Raw genomic sequence first — 21,262 nt, 5'->3', positions numbered from 1 at the left:
GGGGCTACCTGGTCTACGTGGCCATCGACTTCGGCGGCTCCGCGCGGGCCGGGCGGTCCGAGGCCTGGTGGCTCCTGGCGCTGGCGTCGCTCGGGGCCGTCGCCTGCCTCTTCGCCGGGCTGCTGCTGGGCAGCCGCCTGGCGCGGGTGCTCGGCTGGGCCAAGCCGCCCGGTGAGCCCGCGAACCCCGGTGCAGAACGCCCAGCTCCCCAGCGGGTGCCGGGCGGTCGACGCGCCGCACGCTGACCCCCACCCGCTGCCCCGGCTCGACGCGTCCGGACGCCGCGGAGGGCGGGCCACTGGGCCCGCCCTCCGTCTTCCCCGGCCCACCAGCCGGGGTCGAATCGGCTGGTGGAGTATTCAGTTGTAGGTCTGGGTGCTACTCCGCAAGCGGGACGCGCAGCTGCTGGCCGGCTGTCACCATCGCGGTGTCCAGGGCGTTGAGCCGCTCGATCCGTTCGACCATCGCCCGGGTGCTGCCATCACCGGCCGCGACGGCAGCAATGCCCCACAGCGTCTCGCCCTCGCCCACCATCACCACGCGCGTCGGCTCGGGCGTGCCGCCCTGGTCGGTGGCGACGGAGCCTGCGCCGAAGGCCACACCGAGCACGAGCACCACCGCCACGGCCACCATCAGCAGCGCGAGGCGGCCGCGGCGGGTCAGGCGCAGCTGCCCTGCAGCGGGAGCCACCGCCGTGCGCACCGGGCGCAGGTCGCGCACCGGCGCCAGCCGGGAGGTGGGGCTCATGGTCGTGCCCATGGTCGTCGTACTCATGGTCGTCGTGCTCATCGTGACCTCCTGGGGAAGGGGGCGGTCTGCCGGTCGTCTGCTGTCGATCTGATGTCTAGTGGTGACCACCGACAGTGACGCCGGATGGGGAGATCGATCACCTGCTCGATTCGAACATGTGTACGACGTTAGAGCATGTGTTCGAACGGGACAAGGCCTTTCTCGAACGCATGTTCGACTGCGGTGTCCGGTCGGCTGCGCCTGGGTACCGCCTCGCCATGACCTCCACCCTGAGAGCCCTCGTCCTCGCCTGCAGCCTCAAGCCGTCCCCGCAGGAGTCCAGCTCCGAGGCGATCGGCCGTGACGTCCTGGGCGCCCTCGCCGAGCACGACGTGACCGGCGAGCTGATCCGGGTCGTCGATCACGGCGTGAGCTTCGGCGTGACGACCGACGAGGGCGAGGGCGACGGCTGGCCCCCGCTGCGCCAGAAGATGCTGAACGCCGACATCCTGGTGATCGCCACGCCCATCTGGCTCGGACAGGCGAGCTCGGTGTGCAAGATGGTGCTCGAGCGCCTCGACGCCGAGCTCGGCGAGACCGACGACGAGGGCCGCAAGATCACCTTCGGCAAGGTCGCGGCCGTCGCGGTCGTGGGCAACGAGGACGGCGCGCACCACGTGACCGCGCAGTGCCTGCAGGCGCTGAACGACGTGGGCTTCTCCGTCGCGGCGAACGGCTCGACGTACTGGGTGGGCGAGGCGATGCAGGCCGTCGACTACACCGACCACGACGAGAAGCCCGAGAAGACGGTGCAGACCACCGAGGTCCTGGCCGCCAACACCGCGCACCTGGCGCGGCTGCTGAAGGGCGCGAACTACCCGGCCTGAGCCCGCTGGGCGTGCACACCGCTCCCGTCGCAGCCGGTCGGGTCGAGCGCGACACGCGGCGTTCGAACACGTGTTTGAAGTGGGGTCGCGATCGGTCTACGGTGAGCCAGCGAGCGAGGCGAAGCGCGGCACCGAGACGCATCCACACCAGGAGGACCCATGGCCAAGACGAGCGGCACCGGCAAGAAGGTGCTCGAGCTCCCCGACGGGCCTCCCGACGCGACCGGCCTCACCCCGCGCCAGCAGCGGGTGCTCGCCACGATCAAGGACGCCATCGAGATGCGCGGCTACCCGCCCAGCATGCGCGAGATCGGCGAGGCGGTCGGGCTGACCAGCTCCAGCAGCGTCGCCCACCAGCTCAAGACGCTCGAGGAGAAGGGCTTCCTCAAGCGCGACCCCAACCGCCCGCGCGCCCTCGAGGTGTTCCTGCCCGAGGTGATGGCCGCGCGCCGGTCGATCTCGCACGGCGAGGAGGCCGCGGTCGACGAGTCGGGCATCGGCGACGCCATGCCGACGGCCACCTACGTGCCGATCGTCGGCCGGATCGCCGCCGGAGGCCCGATCCTCGCCGAGGAGCGCATCGAGGAGGTCTTCCCGCTGCCGCGCTCGCTGGTCGGCGACGGCACCCTCTTCCTCCTCGAGGTCTCGGGCGACTCGATGATCGACGCGGCGATCTGCAACGGCGACTACGTCGTGATCCGGCAGGAGCAGACGGCCGAGAACGGCGACGTCGTCGCGGCGCTGATCGACGGCGAGGCGACGGTCAAGACGTTCCAGCGCAAGGACGGCCACGTGTGGCTGCTCCCCCACAACGACGCCTACGAGCCCATCAACGGTGACGAGTGCACCATCCTCGGCAAGGTCACCGCGGTCCTGCGTCGGATGTGATCGCACCGCGGGCGACGCTGTCGGCGGCGGCGCATAGGGTGCCCGGGTGACCGCTCAGCACGACGCCCCCGCTCGCCCGCAGCTCCGGGTGCAGGAGGTGCTGTCCGAGGCTGTGGCAGCGCTCGGGGGCCAACAGCGCACCGGCCAGGAGCAAATGGCTGAGGCGGTCGCGGAGGCGATGGAGTCCGGACGGCACCTGCTCGTCCAGGCCGGCACCGGCACCGGCAAGTCGCTGGGCTACCTCGTGCCGAGCCTGCTCCACGGCCAGCGCGTCGTGGTCGCCACCGCCACCCTCGCGCTCCAGCACCAGCTCGTCGAGCGCGACCTCCCCCGCCTCGTCGAGGCCGTCGGCGGCACCATCGACACGTCGTACGCCGTGCTCAAGGGCCGCTCCAACTACGCCTGCCTCCACCGCATCCGAGAAGGCGTGCCCGACGACCAGGGTGTGCTCGTCGACGTGCCCAGCGGCTCGATGGGCGACGACGTGCTCTCGCTGCGCAGGTGGGCGGAGGAGGAGTCCGAGGCCGGGGGCAGCGGCGAGCGCGACAACGCCCCCCGCCACACCGACCGGGTCTGGCGGCAGGTCAGCGTCAACCACCGCGAGTGCCTCGGCGCCACCAAGTGCCCCTTCGCGCAGGAGTGCTTCGCCGAGCGCGCCAGGGAGAAGGCGCAGCGGTCGCACCTGATCGTCACCAACCACTCCCTGCTCGCGATCGACGCGATCGAGGGTGTCCCGATGATCCCCGACTACGACGCGGTGGTGATCGACGAGGCCCACGAGCTCACCGCCCGGGTGACCCAGGCGGCCACCGACGAGCTGTCGGCGAGCGACGTCGAGCGCGCCGCGCGCCGGGCCCAGCGCCACGTCGACGGCGACCAGGCCGACGACCTGGCCGACGCCGGCGATGCGCTGGCCGATGCGCTCGCGCGCACCGGGCCCGGACGCATCGACACGATCGACGAGCAGCTCTCCGACGCCCTGGCGCTGGTGCGCGACGCGGCCCGTGCGCTGATCTCCGCCTTCCCCAAGGACAAGCCGGGTGACGGCGACGCCGACGCCGGGCGCGCCCAGGCCCGCGGGCTCGCACAGGACGTGTTCGTCAACGCCGAGCGGATGGCCGCGCACGCCGAGGCCGACGTGCTGTGGCTCAACGAGGCGCGCGACCGGACCCCCGCCCGGCTGTGCGTCGCGCCGCTGCAGGTGTGGGGGCCGATGCGCGATCGGCTGCTGACCGAGAAGACGGTCGTCTTCACCTCCGCCACGCTGATGCTCGGCGGCGACTTCAGCGCTGTGGCCACCTCGCTGGGGCTCAACCCGTCGGAACGCGTGCTGCAGGAGCCGATCGAGCGCGACGACACCGTGCTGCCGTGGCGCGGCATCGACGTCGGCTCACCGTTCGACTACGGCCAGCAGGCGATCCTGTACGTCGCCCGCCACCTGCCGCCGCCGGGTCGCGACGGGCTCGGCAGCGCCCAGCTCGACGAGATCGCCGAGCTCGTCGACGCCGCCGAGGGACGCACCCTCGGGCTCTTCTCCTCCCGTCGCGCCGCGGAGGCCGCCGCGGAGGCGATGCGCGAGCGCCTGCCGCACCTCACGACGCTGGCGCAGGGCGACGCCCAGCTGCCCGAGCTGGCCAAGCAGTTCGTCGACGACCCGCACACCTGCCTGTTCGGCACGCTCTCGCTGTGGCAGGGCCTCGACGTGCCGGGCGACACCTGCCAGCTGGTGATCATCGACCGCATCCCGTTCCCCCGGCCCGACGACCCGCTGATGTCGGCACGTCAGCGGGCGGCCGACAGGTCCGGCGGCAACGGGTTCATGCAGGTCGCGGCGACGCACGCCGCGCTGCTGCTGGCCCAGGGGTCCGGCCGGCTGATCCGCACCACCACCGACCGCGGCGTGGTGGCCGTGCTCGACCCACGGCTCTCGACCGCCCGCTACGGCGGGTTCCTCAAGGCGAGCCTGCCGCCGATGTGGACGACCACCGACCCGGCGGTGGTGCGCAAGGCGCTGTCGCGCCTCGCCGCCGGCTGAGCGGACGCCCGCCCGCGCCCGGATCACCGGCTCCCCCGGGAGGTAATCCGGGGCGAGATGCACCTCGACAGGCGTTCCACGGTGCACTTTGCCCCGGACTACCCGGCAGCGCGGGGACCGGCAGCAGGGCGGCGGGCTCAGCGCTTGCGGTTGAGCTGCCGCCGGACGCGGTCCTCGGACTGGCCGAGCACCTTCGCCAGCAGCGGGACCCGCATCTTCCACGCCATGACGGCGCCGACGACGAGGACCAGGAGGATGAGGAGCGTCATGGTGCAAGGGTACGCCGCGGCTCCCAGTGGCCGCCCGGCTCAGACGACGGCGCCGGAGTCCTCGGGCTCGCGCTGGCGGCGTACCTTCGTCGCGCGCGACATCGGCCAGCGCTCCTGCAGGTAGGTCACCAGCGGGGTCGCGGTGAAGACCGAGGAGTAGGTGCCGATGACGAGACCGAGGAGCAGGGCGATGGCGAAGTCCTGGAGCGAGTCGCCGCCCAGCACCGCGAGCGCGGCGAGGATGAACATCGCGCCGAGGCCGGTGTTGACCGTGCGCGGCATCGTCTCGACGGCCGCCTTGTTGGCCAGCGAGGTGAACGACTCCTCCGGACGTGACGCCTGCCAGCGCTCGCGGACGCGGTCGAAGACCACCACGGTGTCGTTGACCGAGAGACCGATGATGGTCAGAGCGGCGGCCAGGAAGATGCCGTCGATCGGCTTGTCGAGCCAGGCGAAGATGCCCGTCACGATGACGACGTCGTGGAACATCGCGAGCACCGCGGAGACACCGAACGTCCACTTGAAGCGGATCGCCAGGTAGATCATCTGCACCAGCAGGGCGATGCCGAAGGCGATGAGCGCCTTGTCACGCAGCTCGGAGCCGAGGGAGGCACCGATCTTCTCGTCGCGCTGCTTGGTGGCACCGCCGGCCGCGTCGCCCAGCGCCGTCTCGATGGCCACGGCCTCGTCGTCGCTGATCTGGCCGGTGCGGACGCTGATCTTGTCGTCGTCGGACTCCTGCACCGTGGCCTCGGGGTAGCCCGCGTCGGCGACCACCTCGCGGGCCCGGTCGGCGGTCAGCGGTGAGGAGGTGGAGTACTCCAGGACCCGGCCGCCGGTGAACTCCACGCCCAGGTTGAGGCCCTGCGTCACCATGCCGGTGACGGCGAGGACCAGGGCGGCGGCCGAGATGCCGAGCCAGGTGCCGCGCCGGCGCATCAGGTCGGGGTCGCGGCGCTCCAGCCAGGTGCGGACCCGGCCGACGGAGCCGATGCCCGTGAACGCGGGCCGGCCGGCCACCCACCGGTTGGAGACGCCGAGCTCGGTGAGCACCCGGGCGATCACCAGCGCCGAGACCATCGAGGCGACGACACCGATCGTCAGCGTGACACCGAATCCCTTGATGGGGCCGGAGCCCAGGAGGAAGAGCAGCGCCGCGGCGAGCAGGGTGGTGACGTTGGAGTCGATGATCGCGGTCCACGCCTTGTTGAAGCCGACCATCAGGGCCCGCCGGAGACCGGCCGACGGGTTGGCGGCGTACTCCTCGCGGGCGCGCTCGAAGACCAGCACGTTGGCGTCGATCGCCAGGCCGATGGCGAGCACGAAGCCGGCCAGGCCCGGCAGCGTCAGGGTGGAGCCCAGGCCCACGAGCATCGCGTAGGCGAGCAGGGCGTACGACGTCAGCGCGATGGTCGCCAGGACGCCGACGAAGCGGTAGACGAGCGCGATGAACAGGCCGGTGGTCAGCAGGCCGATCACGCCGGCCTTCCAGGACGCGTCGATGGCCGCCCGGCCGAGCGTCGGGCCGACGGTGCGCTGCTCGATGACCTCGACGGGCAGCGGCAGGGCGCCGCCCTCGATGAGCACCGAGAGGTCCTTGGCCTCGTCGACCGTGAAGTTGCCGGTGATGTCGGTGGAGCCGGTGATGGAGCCGCCGCACGGGGTGGTGTTCACACCGGGTGAGGAGATGACCTCGTCGTCGAGCACGATCGCGATGCGCTTGGCGTCGCCCTGGGCACAGGCGGCCGCCGCCGTCAGGGTCCCGAAGGCGCGAGAACCGTCGCCGGAGAAGTCGACGGCGACGGTCCAGTCGGTGCTGTTCTGCCGCTGGACCGCGGCGGCGCTGGTGATGTCGTCGCCCTCCAGGGACGTCGGGCCGACCTCGATGAAGTCGCCCTGGTCGCTGGGCAGGATCTGGTTGCCCTCGTCCGACGGCTCCTCCTCGGCGGAGGCGAGACCGCCCCTGACCACCGGGTGCACGGTCAGCTGCGCCGTACGGCCGATGGTCTCGACCGCCTCCCGCGGGTCCTGGACGTCGGGCAGCTCGACGATGATCCGGTCCTCGCCGGCGCGGGTGAGCGTGGGCTCGCTGATGCCGAGCGCGTCGACCCGGCCGCGCAGCACCTCGATGGCGCGGTCGGTGGCCTCCGCGTCGGCCACCACGCCCGAGGGCGAGTCGGAGGCCTGGAGGGTGATCTGGGTGCCGCCCCGCAGGTCGAGCCCGAGTCGCGGCTCCCGCGTCAGGGCGAGGGCGGCGCAGCCGGCCAGCAGGCCGACCACGAGGAGGAGGCGGACCAGGGCACCACGAGGCATGGGGCGCATCCTCCCTCACCGGGAGGACGCGCCCCAAACGACTGGCCTGGTCAGGCGCGAAACGGCTGGCCGGGGCTGCGTCCGGCAGCCATCTCGCGCCTGACTACCTGAGCGGTCAGCGCCTCTTCGACACCACGCCCGCGGCACCGCCACCGCGACGGGTGGGCTCGGCCACCGCGGTGACCTTGCCCTTCCGGCCGAACTCGATGGCCGTGGCGGCCCCGATCTCGGCAGCGCTGGTGAACGCGTCCCCGGCGGGCACGAGCTTGTGTCCCAGCGGGGTCAGCAGGGCGCCGTACCGGGTGATGAACTCCGGCTCGGCGGTGACGTTGGCGGTGTTGCGCTGCGTGGCGCGGGGCGCGGCGATCGCCTCCTGGATCGTCAGGCCGCGGTCGATGCGGTTGAAGATCATCTGCAGGACGGTCGTGATGATCGTCGAGCCGCCGGGCGAGCCGAGCGCCATGAACGGCTTGCCGTTCTTGAGGATGATCGTCGGCGACATCGAGGAGCGCGGCCGCTTGCCGGGCTGGATCCGGTTGGGGTCGGCCGGGTCGAAGACGGTCGAGAAGTCGGTCAGCTCGTTGTTGAGCAGGAAGCCGCGCCGCGGGACGACGATGCCGGAGCCGCCGGTCTGCTCGATGGTGAGGGTGTACTCCACGACGTTGCCCCAGCGGTCGGAGACGGTGAGGTTGGTCGTCGAGATGTTCTCGGTGTCCTGGTCGACCGCGCCCTTGCGCGCGGGCGCCGGGGTGCAGACGCCGTCGTACGACGCGACGTCACCGGCCGGGACCGGCTTGGTGAGCGCCGCGGTCGGGTTGATGGAGCACGCCCGCTCCCTGGCGAAGGTGTCGCTGAGCAGGTCGCTGAGCGGGACCTTGACGAACCGCGGGTCGCCGACGTACTTGGCGCGGTCGGCGAAGGCGAGCGCGGTGGCCTCGAGGTAGTGGTGCAGCGCGTCGGTGTCGGACATCGAGCCGACGTCGAACTGCTCGAGGATGTTCAGCGCCTCCCCGACGGTCGAGCCGCCGGAGGATGACGGCGCCATGCCGTAGACGTCGTACCCCCGGTAGTCGACCTTGCTGGGCTTCTGCGACAGCGCCTTGTAGCTCTTCAGGTCAGCGCGGGTCATCGAGCCGACGGGCACCGGCAGCGTCGTGGTGCTGGTCTTCGGCGGCGACTGCACCGTCCTGACGATCTCGCCGGCGAGCTTGCCGCGGTAGAACGCCTTGAGGCCCTTCCTCGCGATCAGGTCGTAGGTGCGGGCGAGCTGCCTGTTGCGGAACCGCGTGCCGACGGCCGGGGCGTCGCCACCGGGCAGGAAGAGCTTGCGGGTGGAGGTGAACGCGTCGAAGCGGACCTCGTTGTCGAGGGTCTGCTGGCGGAAGGTCTCATCGACCCGGAACCCCTTGCGGGCCACCTTGGTCGCGGGCGCCATCGCACCGGAGAGGTCGAGGGTGCCCCACTTGCGCAGGGCCTTCTCCCAGGTGGCCGGGGTGCCGGGCACGCCGACCGAGACGCCGCTGGTGACCAGCTCGGGGGTGAAGTTGTAGGGCTTGCCGGTGGCCGGGTCGATGAAGGCGTCGCTCCGGATCCGGCCGGGGGCCGTCTCACGGCCGTCGATGGTGGAGACCTTCTTCTTCTTGGCGTTGTAGTAGACGAAGTAGCCGCCACCGCCGATGCCGGCGCTGTAGGGCTCGGTGACGCCGAGCGCGGCAGCGGTGGCGACCGCGGCGTCCACGGCGTTGCCGCCCTTCTTCAGGACCCTGAGGCCGACGCGGGTGGCGGTGGGGTCGACGCTGGAGACGGCGCCGCCGTACCCCGTGGCGGTGGCCTTCTTCACGGCCTTCTGCTGGAGTGCGGGCGCCGAGGCGGCGGTGTCGACGGCGGTCGCCTGGGTGCCGGCGAGGGAGAGCGAGCCGGCCAGGGCGAGGGCGAGGCCGGGGGCGAGGACTCTGGTGGTGGAGCGGGACATGGATTCCTCCCGGGTCGTGGGCGTCCTACCCTCCCCCGCGTCGCCGCGGTTGTCGAGCACCCCTACCGGCGAAACGCCGCGGACCCGCCGGCGATGCAGCTCGCCGGCGGGTCCTGGTCTCTCCAGGTGTGACCGGTCGGTCGCCTGGATGGTGGTGCTGCGGTGGATCAGTACTTCAGGTGCTCCAGGTAGAGCTTGCCCACCGCCGCGGAGGTGAGCGGGGAGACGTCGGGGGTGTCGTTCTCGACGATGTACTCCTCCACGGTGTGCTTGCGGAAGATCGAGGAGAAGTCGATGACGCCGGTGCCGAGGTCGGCCATGTCGCCGTTGCTGGCGGCCCGGTCCTTGACGTGGAACTGGCGCACCGTCTGCGGCGCCTTGCGGATGACGCTCTTGGTGAACTTCAGCGGGTCGGCCACGCCGAGGTTCACACCAGCGGTGTAGACCCAGTAGAGGTCGACCTCGAGGTGCACCAGGCGCGGGTCGAGCTCCTTGGTGAGCACGTCCCAGGGCGTCCTGCCGCCGCCCAGGTCCACGGTGAACTCGTGGGCGTGGTTGTGGTAGCCGTAGCGCAGGCCCCGGCGCTTGGCGGCGTAGGCCTCGTTGTTCATCTGCTCGGCCCAGCGCTGCCAGTCCGACAGCTTGTCGGAGTTGAGGTAGGGCACCACGACGTAGCGCTGCTCGAAGGTGTTGGCGTCGTCGAACTTCTGGTACATCGCCGCCGAGGTGTCGCTGATGCCCTCGTGGCTGGAGCTGGCCCAGATGCCGAGCGAGTCGAGCTTGGCCTTCATCGTGGCCGCGGTGACGCCGTACAGGCCGGCACGCTCCACCCGCGGGTAGCCGTACTGGGCGAGTCGCTCGAGCACGGCCTCCCAGCCGATCGACCAGGGCTTCTCGGCCGTGCCGGCCGGCAGCGTGGCGTCGCGCAGGGTGTAGAGCTGGATCGAGATCCTGCGCTCGGGCACCTCACGGTCGCGGCCGTTGCCGCTGCCCCGCGTGCCGGCGGCCTCGGCGGGGGCGCCGAGGGCGCCGATCGCCGCTGCGCCGGCCGCGCCTGCGACCGCTGTGCGCAGGATGCCTCGGCGGCTCGCGCCCTGGGTCTCCAGCGAGCGGCGCAGCGCCGTCTCGCCGTCATAGCCGTAACACATGGTGTTCCTCTCGTGACGCTTCTCGGGGGATCCTGCTCGGGGGGTACGGCGGTCCGTCCAGGTGGGTGGACGGGCCGCCGCGGGTGGATCAGCCGACCGGCTCGAGGCGGACCTCGTCGCTGCCGCGCAGCCCCGGCTCCGAGCCGGTGTCGACGTACTCGGCGACGAAGACGCCGCTCAGCTCCTCGGTCGCGGGGTCGTGCCCACCGGGGATGGTGGTGACCAGCGGGCCGCTGCACCCGTTGGCGGTGCTTCGCGGGTGGCCGTGGGCGTCGTGGCCCAGGAGGTAGGTGACCGTCGCCCGGCTGCAGTCGACGGGCTGGTCGTCGGTGACCTCGACCTCGAACGGGGACGGCGTCACCGTAGGCCACCGACTGGCCACCCACGGGCGCCACCAGCCTCCTCGTCGTGCTGGTGGACGTCGATCCTGCCGGCGACGGAGTTGACGCCGGTCTCGTCGTCGTTGAGCCAGATGTCGCCGGCACGCGTGGTGTGCAGCACAACGTCGAGACATAGTGAGACACACCTCCGAGAAGTGTCTGAGTGGGCCCGGGTCCGCACGTGGTGTAGACCGGCTACCAGAAACGTAGGCAGGTGACGACCATCACGTCAATGGGTTGCGCACTTTCGAAAGTGGATTTCAAATCAGTCGAGGGACCGCCCGTACGGTGCGTAGACCACGTCGCTCACCAGGCGGGCCGCCCCCACGACTCCGGCCATGTCGCCCAGCTCGCTGAGCACGATCGGGAGGGTGCCGGTGGCCAGCGGCAGCGAGCGGCGGTAGATGACGCCGCGCATCTCGGCGAGCAGCCCATGGCCGAGGCCCGTCACCCGGCCGCCGATCACGATCAGGCCCGGGTTGAAGAACGACACCAGGCTGGCCAGCACGTTGCCGACGTGCTGGGCGCTGTCGCGCAGGAGTCCCGCCGCGGCGGCATCGCCGCGGGTGACCGCGATGCCGACGTCCTCGGCCGTCAGCTCGCCCTTCTCGGCCAGCAGCGTGGCGAGCACGTTCGACCGGCCGGACCGGGCGGCCGCGTTTGCCTCCCGGGCGAGCGCCGCGCCGCCGGCGTACGCCTCCAGGCAGCCGGCGTTGCCGCACACGCACGTGGGGCCGGAGTCGTCGATGCGGATGTGCCCGATGTCGCCGGCACAGCCGGCGACGCCGCGGTAGAGCTCGCCGCTCACCACGATCCCGCAGCCGATGCCGGTGCCGAGCTTGACGAAGAGGAAGTCGCGGTTGTTCTTGGCGACGCCGGAGTGGAGCTCGCCGATCGCCATCACGTTGACGTCGTTGTCGAGCACGGCCGGGCAGCCGAGGCCGAGCGAGACCGCGTCACGCACGGGGTAGCCGTCCCAGCCGGGCATCAGCGGCGGCGACACCGACACACCCCGGTCGAAGTCGACGGGCCCGGGCACCCCGACGCCGCAGCCCAGCGGGCTCTCCACGCCGGCCTTGTCGAGGACCTGGCGGGTCGCCTCGAGCGCCGCCGCCAGCACCTGCTCGGGGCCGGTGCGGATGTCGCACTCGACCTCGTGGGTCGACAGCACGTTGAGCCGCCCGTCGGTCAGGCCGACGCCGATGCGCGTGGCGCCGATCGCGATGCCGACGAAGCGCGCGTCCTCGGCCAGGTCGACCATCGTCGAGCGGCGACCGCCGCGCGACTTCGCCAGCCCGCTCTCGTGGGCGAGACCGAGCTGGTCGAGCCGGTTGACCTCGGCGGCCACGGTCGTGCGGGAGACGCCCATCAGCTCGGCGAGGTGGGAGCGCGACAGCGGCCCCTCGTCACGCAGCAGGCCGAGCAGGCGCGCCTGCATGACGTTCTCGGCGCGTCCGGACAGCGAGGGCAGCACGGGGCCATGGTGTCACGCGTGCCCCGCGCAGCACCGTCGTTGGCGCCTGTCAGACGGCGTACTCCGCCAGCTCGCCGGCGAGGTCGTCGTTGGCACGGCCGGTGACGTGGGTGCCGTCGGCGGTGTGCTCCAGCGTGGCGATCTCGCCCTGCTGGTGGATCCGGTTGAGCAGGTCGCCCCGCTCGTAGGGGAGCAGCGCCTCGAACTCCACGTCGGGCCGCGGCAGCTCGCCCTCGATGACGGCGAGCGCCTCGGGGATGCCGGCGCCGGTGCGGGCGCTGACGACCACCGAGTGGGGCTCGCGCTGGGACAGGCGGGCGATGACCATGGGGTCGGCGGCGTCGGCCTTGTTGATGACGACCAGCTCGGGCACCCGGTCGGCCCCGATCTCGGCCAGCACCTCGCGCACCGCGGCCAGCTGGCCCTCGGGGTCGGGGTGCGAGCCGTCGACCACGTGCAGGACCAGGTCGGACTCCGCCACCTCCTCCAGCGTCGAGCGGAAGGCCTCGACGAGCTGGTGGGGCAGGTGGCGCACGAAGCCCACGGTGTCGGACATGGTGTAGATGCGCCCGTCGCCGGTGGTCGTGCGCCGCGTGGTGGGGTCGAGGGTCGCGAACAGGGCGTCCTCGACCAGCACGCCGGCGTTGGTCAGCCGGTTGAGCAGGGAGGACTTGCCGGCGTTGGTGTAGCCCGCGATGGCGACGCTGGGGATGCGGTGGCGGGCTCGCTCCTGCCGCTTGGTCTCGCGGGTGCCGCGGAGGTCCTTGAGCTCGCGGCGCAGCTTGGCGATCCGGGTGTTGATGCGACGCCGGTCGGTCTCGATCTTGGTCTCACCGGGACCACGGCCACCGATGCCCTCACCGCCCGAGACCCGGCCACCGGCCTGCCGGGAGAGGTTGCCACCCCAGCCGCGGAGCCGCTGCTTCATGTAGTTCAGCTGGGCCAGCTCGACCTGCGCCTGGCCCTCCTTGGACTTCGCGTGCTGGGCGAAGATGTCGAGGATCAGCGCGGTGCGGTCGACCGCCTTGACCTTGAGCTTGTCCTCGAGGTTGCGCAGCTGACCGGGCGCGAGCTCGCCGTCGAGGATGACGGTGTCGGCGCCGGTGGCCTGCACGATCTCGCGGACCGCGTCGACCTTGCCGCGACCGATGTACGTCGCGGGGTCGGGCTTCTGCCGGCGCTGGTAGATCGCCTCCAGCACCTCGGACCCCGCGGTCTCGGCGAGGAGCGCGAGCTCGGCCATGGAGTTCTCGGCGTCCTCGACCGAGCCCTCGGTCCACACCCCGACGAGCACGACGCGCTCTAGTCGGAGCTGGCGGTACTCGACCTCGGTGATGTCCTCGAGCTCGGTGCGCAGGCTCGCCACGCGGCGCAGGGCGTGGCGCTCGGCGAGCTCCTGGGCGCCGGGGGTGTGATCCTCGGGCTCGGAGTCCTCGGTCTCCTCGGGGTCGGGGCCGTCGGGCAGGACGATCTCGTAGGCGTCCTCGTCGTCCCACTCGTCGGTGGCGGCCAGCTCGGTGTCGAGGGAGAAGTCAGGTGCGTTCGTCATATGCGACCGATTCTAGGCCGCGCGCGGTGACGCGGCGACCCCCTTTCCGAAGTCAGCCGAGCAGGGCCACCAGGGCCGGCTCCGCAGCCTCGCGGGGCAGGTGGCCGAGCACGACCAGCGTGGCCATGCCGTGGACGGTCGACCACAGGGACGCGGCCAGCGCGGCGGGGTCGGAGCCGGCGAAGCGCGGCTCCTCGACCAGTTCCGCGACCTGCCCACCCAGCAGCTCCTCGTTGCGAGCGATGAGCGGGGCCATCTCCTGCGACGGCTGGCCGGCGGCGCAGTACTCCGGGTCGAAGATCAGCGCGAAGGCCTGCGGGTGCGCCGCGGCGTACCCGACGTAGGCGGCGCCCAGCGCGCGCACGCGCTCCACCGGCCCGGACGTCCGCGCCACCGCCTCCTCCTGGGCGGCGAGCAGGTCGGCCATCGCCCGCACGCCCAGGGCGCCCAGCAGCGCCGCACGGTCGCCGAAGTGGTGGTACGGCGCGTTGTGGCTCACCCCGGCTCGGCGGGCGACCTCGCGCAGGCTGATGCGCGCGGCCGGCTGGTTCTCGAGCAGCTCCAGCGCGGCGTCCTCGAGCGCCGCCTGGAGGTTGCCGTGGTGATAGGCGGGGCTGGATCTTGACACGGGCAACATGGTACCCCGATGGTGGTCAGTGTCCACATTGTTGACACTGTCTAGATGGAGCCCTGCCATGACGAACCTCCTCGTGATCGACGGCCACCCCGATGCCGGGTCGCTCACCTCCGCCCTCGCCCGGCGGTACGCCGCCGGTGCAGGCGAGCGCACGATCATGCTCCCGCTGCGCGAGCTCGCCTTCGAGCCGCAGCTGCGCGACGGCTACCGGGGCGTGCAGGCGCTCGAGCCCGACCTCGCCCACGCCCGCGAGCTCCTGGAGTGGAGCGACCACGTCACCGTGCTCACGCCGGTGTGGTGGGGATCGGTGCCCGGGCTGCTCAAGGGCTTCTTCGATCGCGCGCTCGAGCGCGGCTGGGCCTTCCGCTACCTCGACAACGGACGGCCCGAGGGCCTGCTGCCTGGTCGCACCGGTCGCCTCGTCGTCACCGCCGACTCACCTCGGTGGTACCTCCCGCTCGTCGGCGACACGACGGTGAAGCAGGTCAGGGGCCGCACCCTGGAGTTCTGCGGCATCAAGCCGGTCAAGGTCACGAGGTTCACCGGCGTGCACAGCAGCACACCGGAGCAGCGGGCGGCGTGGCTCGAGCGGATGGCCGGGCTGGGTGCTGCCGACGCCGGTCGACGGACGCGCGGCCGGATGCCGGCCCCCGCGGCCTGAGGACTACTTCGGCGGCATCCGGATGCCGCCGTCGACCCGGACGGTCTCACCGTTCATGTAGGAGTTGGTGACGCACTCCATCACCATGCTCGCCAGCTCGTCGGGACGGCCCAGCCGCTTGGGGTAGAGCACCGACTCGCCGAGCTTGGCCTTGAACGCCTCGGCCTGCTCGCCCTCGCCGTAGATCGGGGTGTCGATCAGGCCGGGTGCGACGGTGTTGACACGCACCGCGATGGCGGCGAGGTCGCGGGCGACCGGGAGCGTCATGCCGACGATGCCGCCCTTGGAGGAGGAGTACGCCGCCTGGCCGATCTGGCCGTCGAAGGCCGCCACGCTGGCCAGGTTGACGACCGCGCCGCGCTCCCCGGTGTCCGTCGGCTCCAGGGTGCTCATCGCGGTGCCGGCCAGCCGGGTGGCGTCGAAGGTGCCGATCAGGTTGATCGCGATGACCTTCTTGTACAGCTCCAGGTCGTGGGCCGACTCGAACGTGCCGTCGCGACCCACGGTGCGCGCCGCCGGGCCGATGCCGGCCGAGTTCACCAGCACGCGCAGCGGGCCCAGCTCGCCGGCCCGGGTGACCGCAGCCTTGATCTGCTCGGTGTCGGTGACGTCGACGTGGGCGAACACGCCGCCGATCTCGGCGGCGAGCGCCTCGCCCTTCTCGTCCTGGACGTCGGCCACGACGACGTGGGCGCCGGAGGCCGCCAGCCGGCGGGCGACGGCTGCGCCGATGCCCGAGGCGGCGCCGGTGACGAGGGCGGAGGCTCCGGTGATGTCCATGCCGGACAGGCTAGTGAGGCCCGGCTCAGAGGTCGGTGGTGCCCCGCGCCACCACGACGGCCGGACCGGTGAGCAGCACCCGGTCGTCGGCGGTCCAGGTGACGGCGAGCTCTCCCCCGGGCACGTCGACGCGGTAGGTCAGGTCGTCCTCGGGCGGGTCGGTGACCCCGTCGGCCAGGGCCGCGGCGACCATCACCGCGCAGGCGCCGGTGCCGCAGCTCCGGGTCTCCCCCGACCCGCGCTCGTGCACCCGCATCGCGACGTGCCGCTCGCCGCGGCGCACCGCGAACTCGACGTTGACCCCGTGCGGGTACGTCGCCTCGTCGTAGCCCGGCGACTCCAGGAGCGGGCCGGCCTCGGCCAGGTCCTCGACGAGGGCGACGGCGTGCGGGTTGCCCAGGTCGACGTGCACGCCGGCCCACCGGCGCTCCCCCACCGTCACCGGCGTCTGGCCGAACGTCACCGGTCCGCCCATGTCGACGGTGAGGAGGTCGCCCTGCGCCGCGGTCACGACCTTGATCCCGGCGCGGGTGCCGACCTCGACCGGCAGCGTGGCCAGGCCCTCCTCGACCAGGTGCCGGGCGAAGACGCGCACGCCGTTGCCGCACATCTCGCTGAGCGACCCGTCGGCGTTGCGGTAGTCCATGAACCACTCCGGACCGTCCACCTTCAGGGCCTCGGACCGCACCACGCGCAGCACGCCGTCGGCGCCGATGCCGGCCCGGCGGTCGCACAGCGCCCGGACGCGCTCGGCGGACAGCTCCCCGTGCTGAGAGCCGTCGTGGTCAGGCAGCAGCACGAAGTCGTTCTCGGTGCCGTGGCCCTTGAGGAACGGGTAGGTCACCGCGCCAGTCTCGCACCCCCGCACCCGCGGGACGGCTCACGTCACGACGGTGAACCTGCTGCAGACCAGCTCGCGGTTGCGCACCACCTCCTCCAGCCTCAGCTCCAGCCGCCGCGGGAGCAGCGGAGCCCCCGAGCCGAGGGTCACCGGCGCGTGCTGCACCCAGACCTCGTCGAGGAGCCCCTCGTCGGCGAACTGGCCCACCAGGTCGCCGCCCCCGATGATCCACACGCCGAGCCCGCCGGCCGCCTCGACCATCTCGCCATGAACCGTCGCGACGGGGTCGGAGGTGAAGGTCACGCCCGGCGCCTCGGCGAAGGCGCGGTGGGTGAAGACCCACGTGGGCTTGTCCGACCACTCCCCGGGGTCGTTGTCGAGCAGCCACTGCCAGGTCGTCGCTCCCATGGCGCACGCCCCGATGAGCGGCCGGAAGGTCTCGAACCCCATGTCCCTCCCGTGGTCGACGTCGCGGCTCAGCAGCCACGACAGCGAGCCGTCGCCGTCGGCGATGAACCCGTCGAGCGAGGAGGCGGTGTAGTAGTACGTCGTCATGCCGGAATGCTGCACCCGACCACCGACACTCGGCCCGGCTCAGCCCTGCGCGGCCGCCACGGCCTGCTCGAGCCGCTCGGGGTCGTCGTGCCGCACCCACACGATGCGTGGGTCCTTGCGGAACCACGCGTCCTGCCGGCGGGCGAAGCGCCGGGTCGCGACCACCGTCTGCTCGCGGGCCGCGGCGAGCGTGAGCTCGCCGCGCAGGTACGCCGCCACCTCGCGGTAGCCGATCGCCCGGCTCGCGGTCCGCGCCTCGGCGAGCCCCTCGCCGAGCAGCCGGTCGACCTCCTCGACGAGGCCCTGCTCGAACATCTCGCGCACCCGCGCCTCGATGCGGGCGTCGAGGGTGGGGCGGTCGATGTCCACGCCCACCTGCACGGTCGCGGGGTCGGCGTACTCCAGCTGCGGGAGGCTGGCGCCGTAGGGGCGCCCGGTGAGCGCGATGACCTCGAGCGCCCGGACGACGCGCCGCCCGTTCTCGACCAGGATGCGGCCCGCCGCCTCGGGGTCGAGCCGCTCCAGCCGCTGGTGGAGGGCCGCCGGTCCCACCTCGGCCAGCTCCTCCTCGAGCTCGCGGCGCAGCGACTCGTCGGTGCCCGGGAACTCGAAGCGGTCGAGGACGGCGCGGGTGTAGAGCGCCGATCCGCCCACCAGCACCGGGGTGCGCCCGCGACCGCGGATCGCCGCGATCGTCTCGCGCGCCCATCCCTGGAACTCCGCCACGCTGGCGCCGTCACCGACCTCGAGGGTGTCGAGCAGGTGGTGCGGGATGCCGCGCCGCTCGGCGACCGGCAGCTTCGCGGTGCCGACGTCCATGCCGCGGTAGAGCTGCATCGCGTCGGTGTTGACGACCTCACCGCCCAGCCGCTCGGCGAGGTCGAGGGAGAGCCCGGTCTTCCCCGCGGCCGTGGCCCCGACCACGGCGACGACCTTCCGGGGCTGGGCGGTGGCGGGCACGCTGGCTAGTCTCGCAAAGGAGCCGCCCGCCGGGGCGGCACCGGACCTCAAGGAGACACGCATGGGATTCCTCGACAACGCCAGGGCGAGGCTGAACAAGGCCGTCGACGACCACGGCGACAAGATCGCCGGCGGCATCGACAAGGCGTCGGCGGCCGTGGACAGCCGGACGGGCGGCAAGCACTCCGACAAGATCGCGAGCGGGACCGCACGGGCCAAGGAGGCCCTCGAGAAGCGCAACCGGAGCAGGGCCGCCGAGGCCACGACGACCCCGCCGGAGCCGAACGACCCCACCCTCCCGACCCACCCGGCGCCGGCCGACCCGACCGACCCGATCCCGCCGGGTCCGCCGACCGACCCCACGAACCCGACCGGTTCGGTGCGGCCGTAGCCGTCTAGCCTGCGCAGCATGCGCTTCGTCGTCGTCCCGGCCTCCTACGTCTACCTGCTGCGCGACGGCGACCCGGGCCCGGAGGTCCTGCTCCAGCTGCGGCAGGGCACCGGGTTCATGGACGGCCACTGGGCCGCGGCCGCGGCCGGGCACGTCGAGCGCGGGGAGACGGCGTACGACGCGGCGCACCGCGAGGCCCGTGAGGAGCTCGGCATCGACGGGCTCGACCTCGTCTTCGAGGCGACCATGCAGCGCACCCGGCACGCCGAGCCGATCGACGAGCGCGTCGACTTCTTCTTCTCGGCGCGCTCCTGGTCCGGGGAGCCCGCGATCATCGAGCCGGAGAAGTGTGCCGAGCTGCGCTGGTGCCGTCTCGACGACCTTCCCGGGCCGGTCGTGCCGCACGAGCAGGTCGCGCTGCGGCATCTGGGTACCGGCACCCCGTATCTCACGCACGGCTTCTAGCAGAGGGAGAGATCCATGGCAGACGACACGCTGAGCCCCCAGCCCGACCCGGCGATCGAGCCGGGCGAGCCCAACCCGGGCGGCGCAGACGCCCTCGCCGACCCGCCGCACCCCCCGCTTGCCCGTGACCTGGACCCCAGTGACAACCCGGCGGTCGGGGACTCCGTCCCCGACGAGGTCACCGAGCCCGACGACAAGTCACAGGCACCCGAGGGCGACCCGGCCGACAGCGACCTGGACTTCCACGACGACGTGGAGGCGGGCCAGGAGTCGGAGGACGGCTCCGTCGAGCCGCCCGCCTGAGCGGAGTCGGGCGGTTCGCCGCCCGGCCCTCGGCACGGCGAGGATCACCTCACCCGGGGCCCGTCATCCACAGGCGGGGGCGGCCGGCAGCGGCGCCGGCACGCCGAGCGACGGCATGCCCAGGCCGACCATCGGGCGGGTCGGGGCCGACGTCCGTGCCTCCCAGGCGTCTCCGGAGCGGGTACGGCGCACCGACAGCACCGTGCCGTCGGCGACCAGGTGGTGCGGGGCGGCCTTGGTGACCACGACACGGACCATGTCGCCGGGGCGCACCCCCTCGGCTCCCGCAGGGTCGAAGTGCACGAGCCGGTTGTCTGGGCCGCGGCCCGAGAGGCGGGAGGTGGCGGCGTCCTTGCGGCCCTCGCCCTCGGACACCATCAGCTCCACGGTGGTGCCGACCAGCAGCTTGTTCTCGGCCCAGGCGATGTCGTTGACCAGCTCGACCAGCCGGTTGTAGCGGTCGGAGATCACCTCGGCCGGCACCTCGCCCGCCATCGTGGCAGCGGGCGTGCCGGGACGCTTGGAGTAGATGAAGGTGAAGGCCCCGGAGAAGCGGGCGCGGCGCACGACCTCCAGGGTCTGCTGGAAGTCCTCCTCGGTCTCGCCCGGGAAGCCGACGATGATGTCGGTGGTGATGGCCGCCCGCGGCATGGCCTCGCGGACCCGGTCGATGATGCCGAGGAACTTCGCCTGGCGGTAGGAGCGGCGCATCGCCCGCAGCACGGTGTCGGAGCCCGACTGCAGCGGCATGTGCAGCTGCGGCATGACGTTCGGCGTCTCGGCCATCGCGGCGATGACGTCGTCGGTGAACTCGGCGGGGTGCGGGGAGGTGAAGCGCACCCGCTCGAGACCCTCGATCTCGCCGCACGCGCGCAGCAGCTTGCTGAACGCCTGGCGGTCGCCGAACTGCACGCCGTAGGCGTTGACGTTCTGGCCCAGCAGCGTCACCTCGCTGACGCCCTCGGCGACCAGCGCCCGGACCTCGGCGAGGACGTCGCCGGGGCGGCGGTCCTCCTCCTTGCCGCGCAGCGACGGGACGATGCAGAACGTGCAGGTGTTGTTGCAGCCGACCGAGACCGACACCCACGCGGCGTACGCCGACTCGCGCCTCGTCGGCAGCGTCGAGGGGAAGACCGAGAGCGACTCGAGGATCTCGACCTGCGCCTCCTCGTGCACGCGGGCCCGCTCGAGGAGGGCCGGCAGCGACCCGAGGTTGTGGGTGCCGAAGACGACGTCGACGTACGGCGCCCTCGAGGTGATGGTGGCGCGGTCCTTCTGCGCGAGGCAGCCGCCGACGGCGATCTGCATGCCCGGGTTGGCCGCCTTGATCGGCGCGAGGTGGCCGAGGTTGCCGTACAGCTTGTTGTCGGCGTTCTCGCGCACCGCGCAGGTGTTGAACACGACCACGTCGGCCTGCTCGCCGGAGGGGGCGGCCGCGTAGCCCGCGTCCTCCAGCAGGCCGGTGAGCCGCTCGGAGTCGTGGACGTTCATCTGGCACCCGTAGGTGCGGACTTCGTAGGTACGCATCGCCCGCACAGCCTACGGCGATCCCGGATCACCGCCCGCATCCCGCGAAGCGCTGCTACGTTCCGGCTCGACAACTTCACCACGGGGGACCCATGCGACGTTCTGTGCCGCTGCTCATCACCACTCTGCTGATCACCGCCACACCGCTCCTGGCGGTGTCACCGGCCGACGCCGCACAGGCCGGGCGGTGCGACGGCAAGAAGCCGACCATCGTCAGTGACGCCAAGGAGGTGACCGGCACCGCACGCGACGACGTGATCGTCGTGACCGGCCGCGGTCCCTCCCAGGTCGAGGCCGGTGCCGGCGACGACACCGTCTGCCTGCGCAGGCGTGGGTACGTCCGGGTCGACGCGGGCAGCGGCGACGACACCGTCGTCTCCCAGGAGCGGCGCGGCAGGCCCAACACCGTCCTGGGTCCCGGTGACGACACCTACGTCGGCAGCGACGGCCGCGACTCCGTGGCGGACGCCGACCTCTGCTGCGGCCAGGGAGCCGGCG

General features: G+C 72.3%; 23 protein-coding genes. 9 read left to right on the top strand and 14 right to left on the bottom strand.

All coding sequences use genetic code 11. The features are described 5' to 3' along the window. Positions 1–245, top strand: a 245-nt coding sequence (locus QZX64_RS12715; RefSeq protein ID WP_295660421.1) for a hypothetical protein, incomplete at its 5' end; no start/stop codon positions are given. Between the two features lie 133 nt (positions 246–378). Here the strand turns inward: QZX64_RS12715 and QZX64_RS12710 are convergent. Then, entirely contained in the window at positions 379–789 is a 411-nt protein-coding gene (locus tag QZX64_RS12710) for a LysM peptidoglycan-binding domain-containing protein (RefSeq protein WP_295660418.1), read from the bottom strand. Between the two features lie 218 nt (positions 790–1,007). On the opposite strand from QZX64_RS12710, the gene QZX64_RS12705 reads away from it, so the two are divergent. From QZX64_RS12705 to QZX64_RS12695, 3 genes are all read left to right on the top strand, one after another. Further along, the gene (locus QZX64_RS12705; protein WP_295660415.1) at positions 1,008–1,616 is read left to right on the top strand and encodes a flavodoxin family protein; all 609 of its coding nucleotides are present in this window, start codon (positions 1,008–1,010) and stop codon (positions 1,614–1,616) included. Positions 1,617–1,775: 159 nt separating this feature from the next. Next, on the top strand, positions 1,776–2,504 hold the full coding sequence (gene lexA / locus QZX64_RS12700; protein WP_295660412.1) for a transcriptional repressor LexA: 729 nt from the start codon (positions 1,776–1,778) through the stop codon (positions 2,502–2,504). Positions 2,505–2,550: 46 nt separating this feature from the next. After that, complete coding sequence (locus QZX64_RS12695; RefSeq protein WP_295660408.1) at positions 2,551–4,539, top strand: ATP-dependent DNA helicase; 1,989 nt, start codon at positions 2,551–2,553, stop codon at positions 4,537–4,539. Positions 4,540–4,676: 137 nt separating this feature from the next. Here QZX64_RS12695 and QZX64_RS12690 read toward each other — a convergent pair whose 3' ends face one another. From QZX64_RS12690 to QZX64_RS12655, 8 genes are all read right to left on the bottom strand, one after another. Further along, positions 4,677–4,808, bottom strand: coding sequence for a hypothetical protein (locus QZX64_RS12690; protein ID WP_295660405.1), 132 nt, complete (start codon positions 4,806–4,808; stop codon positions 4,677–4,679). 39 nt (positions 4,809–4,847) lie between these two features. Further along, a complete protein-coding gene (gene secD, locus QZX64_RS12685) occupies positions 4,848–7,121 on the bottom strand; it encodes a protein translocase subunit SecD (RefSeq protein WP_295660402.1) in 2,274 nt (757 codons plus the stop codon). Positions 7,122–7,236: 115 nt separating this feature from the next. Beyond that, positions 7,237–9,093, bottom strand: coding sequence for a gamma-glutamyltransferase (gene ggt, locus QZX64_RS12680; protein WP_295660399.1), 1,857 nt, complete (start codon positions 9,091–9,093; stop codon positions 7,237–7,239). 167 nt (positions 9,094–9,260) lie between these two features. After that, positions 9,261–10,241: a sugar phosphate isomerase/epimerase gene (locus QZX64_RS12675; protein ID WP_295660396.1), complete on the bottom strand. Its 981-nt coding sequence runs from the start codon at positions 10,239–10,241 to the stop codon at positions 9,261–9,263. Between the two features lie 88 nt (positions 10,242–10,329). After that, the gene (locus QZX64_RS12670) at positions 10,330–10,602 is read right to left on the bottom strand and encodes a hypothetical protein (RefSeq protein WP_295660393.1); all 273 of its coding nucleotides are present in this window, start codon (positions 10,600–10,602) and stop codon (positions 10,330–10,332) included. Positions 10,603–10,886: 284 nt separating this feature from the next. Continuing rightward, positions 10,887–12,095, bottom strand: a complete 1,209-nt coding sequence (locus tag QZX64_RS12665) for an ROK family transcriptional regulator (protein ID WP_295660390.1) — start codon at positions 12,093–12,095, stop codon at positions 10,887–10,889. A 49-nt stretch (positions 12,096–12,144) separates the two neighbouring features. Then, positions 12,145–13,644 carry a GTPase HflX gene (gene hflX, locus QZX64_RS12660; protein ID WP_295660387.1) on the bottom strand — a complete coding sequence of 500 codons (1,500 nt, stop codon included), beginning with the start codon at positions 13,642–13,644 and terminating at the stop codon, positions 12,145–12,147. Positions 13,645–13,696: 52 nt separating this feature from the next. Further along, entirely contained in the window at positions 13,697–14,272 is a 576-nt protein-coding gene (locus QZX64_RS12655; protein ID WP_295660385.1) for a TetR/AcrR family transcriptional regulator, read from the bottom strand. Positions 14,273–14,339: 67 nt separating this feature from the next. Here QZX64_RS12655 and QZX64_RS12650 point away from each other — a divergent pair, with 67 nt between their 5' ends. Beyond that, on the top strand, positions 14,340–14,942 hold the full coding sequence (locus QZX64_RS12650; protein WP_295660382.1) for an NAD(P)H-dependent oxidoreductase: 603 nt from the start codon (positions 14,340–14,342) through the stop codon (positions 14,940–14,942). Positions 14,943–14,945: 3 nt separating this feature from the next. Here the strand turns inward: QZX64_RS12650 and QZX64_RS12645 are convergent, their stop codons facing one another. The 4 genes from QZX64_RS12645 to miaA are packed head-to-tail and all read right to left on the bottom strand — an operon-like array spanning position 14,946 to position 18,078. Then, a complete protein-coding gene (locus QZX64_RS12645; RefSeq protein ID WP_295660379.1) occupies positions 14,946–15,722 on the bottom strand; it encodes an SDR family NAD(P)-dependent oxidoreductase in 777 nt (258 codons plus the stop codon). 25 nt (positions 15,723–15,747) lie between these two features. Further along, on the bottom strand, positions 15,748–16,566 hold the full coding sequence (dapF, locus tag QZX64_RS12640) for a diaminopimelate epimerase (RefSeq protein ID WP_295660376.1): 819 nt from the start codon (positions 16,564–16,566) through the stop codon (positions 15,748–15,750). Between the two features lie 36 nt (positions 16,567–16,602). Next, entirely contained in the window at positions 16,603–17,118 is a 516-nt protein-coding gene (locus QZX64_RS12635) for a dihydrofolate reductase family protein (protein ID WP_295660373.1), read from the bottom strand. A gap of 39 nt (positions 17,119–17,157) precedes the next feature. Further along, entirely contained in the window at positions 17,158–18,078 is a 921-nt protein-coding gene (gene miaA / locus QZX64_RS12630) for a tRNA (adenosine(37)-N6)-dimethylallyltransferase MiaA (protein ID WP_295660371.1), read from the bottom strand. A gap of 61 nt (positions 18,079–18,139) precedes the next feature. Here miaA and QZX64_RS12625 point away from each other — a divergent pair, with 61 nt between their 5' ends. The 3 genes from QZX64_RS12625 to QZX64_RS12615 are packed head-to-tail and all read left to right on the top strand — an operon-like array spanning position 18,140 to position 19,237. Next, positions 18,140–18,469: an antitoxin gene (locus tag QZX64_RS12625; protein WP_295660368.1), complete on the top strand. Its 330-nt coding sequence runs from the start codon at positions 18,140–18,142 to the stop codon at positions 18,467–18,469. Between the two features lie 18 nt (positions 18,470–18,487). After that, on the top strand, positions 18,488–18,934 hold the full coding sequence (locus tag QZX64_RS12620; RefSeq protein ID WP_295660365.1) for an NUDIX domain-containing protein: 447 nt from the start codon (positions 18,488–18,490) through the stop codon (positions 18,932–18,934). Positions 18,935–18,949: 15 nt separating this feature from the next. Further along, complete coding sequence (locus tag QZX64_RS12615; RefSeq protein ID WP_295660363.1) at positions 18,950–19,237, top strand: hypothetical protein; 288 nt, start codon at positions 18,950–18,952, stop codon at positions 19,235–19,237. Positions 19,238–19,300: 63 nt separating this feature from the next. On the opposite strand, the gene miaB is transcribed toward QZX64_RS12615, so the two are convergent. After that, the gene (miaB, locus tag QZX64_RS12610) at positions 19,301–20,764 is read right to left on the bottom strand and encodes a tRNA (N6-isopentenyl adenosine(37)-C2)-methylthiotransferase MiaB (RefSeq protein WP_295660361.1); all 1,464 of its coding nucleotides are present in this window, start codon (positions 20,762–20,764) and stop codon (positions 19,301–19,303) included. Between the two features lie 92 nt (positions 20,765–20,856). Between miaB and QZX64_RS12605 the strand changes: the two genes are divergently transcribed. Beyond that, on the top strand, positions 20,857–21,262 hold a 406-nt coding region (locus tag QZX64_RS12605; RefSeq protein WP_295660359.1), incomplete at its 3' end, for a hypothetical protein.

It is taken from the genome of uncultured Nocardioides sp., from assembly GCF_902805925.1.
Taxonomy (GTDB): Bacteria; Actinomycetota; Actinomycetes; order Propionibacteriales; family Nocardioidaceae; genus Nocardioides.
Note: the sequence above shows the minus strand (reverse complement) of the source record. Positions and strands in the feature narration are given on the sequence as shown.

Coding starts and splice junctions, on each gene's coding strand:
- ggt (WP_295660399.1), bottom strand. CDS start 9,093: ATGTCCCGCTCCACCACCAGAGTCCTCGCCCCCGGCCTCGCCCTCGCC.
- lexA (WP_295660412.1), top strand. CDS start 1,776: ATGGCCAAGACGAGCGGCACCGGCAAGAAGGTGCTCGAGCTCCCCGAC.
- QZX64_RS12675 (WP_295660396.1), bottom strand. CDS start 10,241: ATGTGTTACGGCTATGACGGCGAGACGGCGCTGCGCCGCTCGCTGGAG.
- miaB (WP_295660361.1), bottom strand. CDS start 20,764: ATGCGTACCTACGAAGTCCGCACCTACGGGTGCCAGATGAACGTCCAC.
- QZX64_RS12645 (WP_295660379.1), bottom strand. CDS start 15,722: ATGGACATCACCGGAGCCTCCGCCCTCGTCACCGGCGCCGCCTCGGGC.
- QZX64_RS12690 (WP_295660405.1), bottom strand. CDS start 4,808: ATGACGCTCCTCATCCTCCTGGTCCTCGTCGTCGGCGCCGTCATGGCG.
- QZX64_RS12620 (WP_295660365.1), top strand. CDS start 18,488: ATGCGCTTCGTCGTCGTCCCGGCCTCCTACGTCTACCTGCTGCGCGAC.
- QZX64_RS12635 (WP_295660373.1), bottom strand. CDS start 17,118: ATGACGACGTACTACTACACCGCCTCCTCGCTCGACGGGTTCATCGCC.
- QZX64_RS12650 (WP_295660382.1), top strand. CDS start 14,340: ATGACGAACCTCCTCGTGATCGACGGCCACCCCGATGCCGGGTCGCTC.
- QZX64_RS12705 (WP_295660415.1), top strand. CDS start 1,008: ATGACCTCCACCCTGAGAGCCCTCGTCCTCGCCTGCAGCCTCAAGCCG.
- QZX64_RS12710 (WP_295660418.1), bottom strand. CDS start 789: ATGAGCACGACGACCATGAGTACGACGACCATGGGCACGACCATGAGC.
- QZX64_RS12615 (WP_295660363.1), top strand. CDS start 18,950: ATGGCAGACGACACGCTGAGCCCCCAGCCCGACCCGGCGATCGAGCCG.
- QZX64_RS12625 (WP_295660368.1), top strand. CDS start 18,140: ATGGGATTCCTCGACAACGCCAGGGCGAGGCTGAACAAGGCCGTCGAC.
- secD (WP_295660402.1), bottom strand. CDS start 7,121: ATGCCTCGTGGTGCCCTGGTCCGCCTCCTCCTCGTGGTCGGCCTGCTG.
- hflX (WP_295660387.1), bottom strand. CDS start 13,644: ATGACGAACGCACCTGACTTCTCCCTCGACACCGAGCTGGCCGCCACC.